Source organism: Aestuariivirga sp. (assembly GCF_037139295.1).
Classification (GTDB): Bacteria; Pseudomonadota; Alphaproteobacteria; order Rhizobiales; family Aestuariivirgaceae; genus Aestuariivirga.
The window spans coordinates 1-2856 of sequence record NZ_JBAXGR010000227.1 but is presented as its reverse complement, the minus strand read 5'-3'; the positions used below and the strand labels follow the sequence as shown (position 1 = coordinate 2856).

At 64.9% G+C, this 2856-nt stretch carries 3 protein-coding genes; all 3 read left to right on the top strand.

Annotated features, from left to right (window positions below; genetic code table 11):
* Nucleotides 1–174 (top strand): FCD domain-containing protein (locus WCJ41_RS21185; RefSeq protein ID WP_336907823.1); only part of this gene is annotated, 174 nt, incomplete at its 5' end.
* 4 nt (nt 175–178) lie between these two features.
* On the top strand, nt 179–1726 hold the full coding sequence (locus tag WCJ41_RS21180) for a GMC family oxidoreductase N-terminal domain-containing protein (protein ID WP_336907822.1): 1548 nt from the start codon (nt 179–181) through the stop codon (nt 1724–1726).
* A gap of 30 nt (nt 1727–1756) precedes the next feature.
* Nucleotides 1757–2856: AMP-binding protein (locus WCJ41_RS21175; protein ID WP_336907821.1), on the top strand; the 1100-nt coding region annotated here is incomplete at its 3' end.

Genomic DNA, 2856 nt, shown 5'->3' with positions numbered 1-2856 from the left:
ACCACCTCCGCCTGCCCGACCCGCATCGCAAGGCGTGACGAGGAACACCGCCACATCGCTGAGGCCATCGCAGCGCGGGACCCAGAAGCAGCCGAGGCGGCAATGCGGGAGCACCTTCTGCTCGTGCAGCGGCGGATCAGCGAACGCTCCAACGCGGGGCTCGCCGCGGCATGATGTATTGAAGACCCGGTTCGACGTCCTGGTCATCGGTGGAGGTTCTGCGGGCTCAGTCATTGCCAGCCGCCTCAGCGAAGACAAGGCTTGCGAGGTAGGGCTCATTGAAGCGGGCCAATTGCCAGCGGATCCCGACATCGCGGACCCGCTGAAATGGCCAGCCCTGCAGGGCCGTTCCTATGACTGGGACTACAAGACCGTTCCGCAGCCCTTCACCGCCAACCGCATTCACGATTGGGCGCGCGGGCGCCTGTTGGGCGGATCTAGCTGTCTCAACGCCATGGCTCATGTGCGCGGCCACCCGGAAGATTTCAAGGCATGGGGCGAAGCCGGCGGTGCGCGCTGGTCCCATGACGGACTGCTGGATGGTTTCAATCGCGCGGAAGATTGTTCGGGTCCAGGCACTGCCGGAAACGTGCGGGGTGGTCCCTTCCCCGTCTATCTCCCTGGCGGAGAGGTGAGCCCCGTCGTCCGGGCGTATATGGAATCCGGCGCGCGACTCGGCGTTCCGCGCCTCGGCAATCACAATGGCAGCGAGCTTGCAGGCATTGCTCCCAATTCGCTCAACATCCGGAACGGGCGGCGCGTTACTGTCGCGGACGCCTATCTTCCTCCGGCCGTCATGGCACGTCCAAATCTCACGCTGCTCCTCGGGCATGAGGTGGAACAGATCATCTTCGACGGCAGGCATGCGGTAGGTGTGAACTCTGTTGCAGGGGGCCAGGTTTCAGCCCTGTACGCCTCGCGCATCGTGCTCTGCGCCGGCGCCATCGGCACCCCGTTGCTCCTGATGCGTTCGGGAATCGGTCCGCGAGAGACGCTCACCGCCGCCGGAATTCACTGCCGGCATTCACTGCCTGGCGTGGGCGAAAATTTGCAGGATCATATGCTGGCGCTCGGCAATGTCTATGCCGCGAAGCAGCCCGTGCCGCCATCGCGCCTCCAGCATTCAGAATCTCTGATGTATCTCCACAGCCATGACATTACTCAGGCGAAGGGAGCGCCCGACATCGTGCTAGCCTGCGTGGTGGCGCCCTCCGTCACAAGGGAGTTCACCGCTCCGCCCTATGGAAGCGCCTACACCTTCCTGTGCGGGGTTACCCACCCAACGAGCCGCGGCACAATACGCCCCAGCGGGCCGGGCCGGGCCGATCACCCCGTTATCGACCCACGCTATCTTTCCACGGAATATGACAGGTCGACATTCCGCGCGGCGATCAGGACGGCGCGCCTTGTGGGCCGGCAGGCGGCGCTCGACGAGTGGCGCAGCCACGAAGTGTTGCCTGGCGAGGCCGTCACCACGGATGCCGGTCTCGACCTCTTTATCTCGCTGGCCGCCTCGACGCACCATCACCCCGCCGGAACCTGCCGGATGGGAGGAGACGACGAGTCCGTGGTTGACGCGGACCTCGCCGTCCACGGTCTTACCGGGTTGAACGTCGTCGATGCCTCGGTCTTTCCCACACTTCCAAGCGGCCCCATCCAAGCCGCGGTGCTTGCGGTCGCAGAAACATGGACGCAGCTTGTGCGGAAGACCCCGTTGCCTGCTTAGTGTCAATAATCGTCCCGGAGATACTGAAACATGACCACCACCATCGAGGCGCTTCTGGCGGGCAAGGATCCGGAACGTCCGGCCATCGGGGCACCCGGCCGCGCCTGGCTCACCTATGGAGATCTCGCAGCCCTGTCCGCCGAGGTGAGACAGCAACTGCGGAGCGCAGGCATCGGTGCGGAGGATCGCGTGGCGATCGTGCTGCCTAACGGGCCAGAAATGGCGGCTGCTTTCATCACCATCGCTCAGTCCGCCGTGACCGCGCCACTGAACCCGGCTTACCGGCAGGATGAATTCGCCTTCTATCTCGAGGACCTGAAAGCCCGCGCTGTGGTGCTACCCGTGGGCTATGACGGGCCCGCGGCCGCCGCTGCCGTGGCCTGCGGCGTTCCCGTGTTGCGTCTGGACATGGACCCCGCTCAATCCGCCGGTCATTTCCGCCTGCTGCCTCCATCAGGTGCCCTGCCCGTGGCCGAAAGCGGCACTCCGGGGCCCAACCATATTGCAATCATCCTGCACACCTCGGGGACCACCTCCCGCCCGAAGATCGTGCCGCTTCTGCAGTCGAACATTGCGGCCTCGGCCTGCCACATCAGCGCGACACTGGCGCTCTCCCCGCAGGACCGTTGCCTGAACGTGATGCCGCTCTTCCATATCCATGGCCTGATCGCCGCGCTCATGGCGTCGCTTTCGGCCGGGGCATCCGTCTGGTGCGCGCCCGGTTTCGACGCGCTGAAGTTCTTCGGCTGGCTGCGCGATGCCCGCCCCAGCTGGTACACCGCCGTTCCAACCATGCACCAGGCCATTCTGAGCCGCGCACCGCGCAATCAAGACGCAATAGACGAAGTGCCCCTGCGCTTCCTGCGCTCATCCTCTGCATCACTTCCGGCTCAGGTCATGGTGGCGCTGGCGGAGACGTTCAGGTGCCCCGTTATCGAGGCATATGGCATGACGGAGGCCGCACACCAGATGGCCAGCAACCCGTTACCTCCGCGGGCCCAGAAGCCGGGCTCGGTCGGCATCGCCGCGGGCCCATTGCTGCGCATTGCCAGCGAGATCGAAGACCGTCTGATCGAGAGCGTGGGCGAAGTCGTGATTTCCGGTCCCAACGTGACTCCAGGCTACGAAGG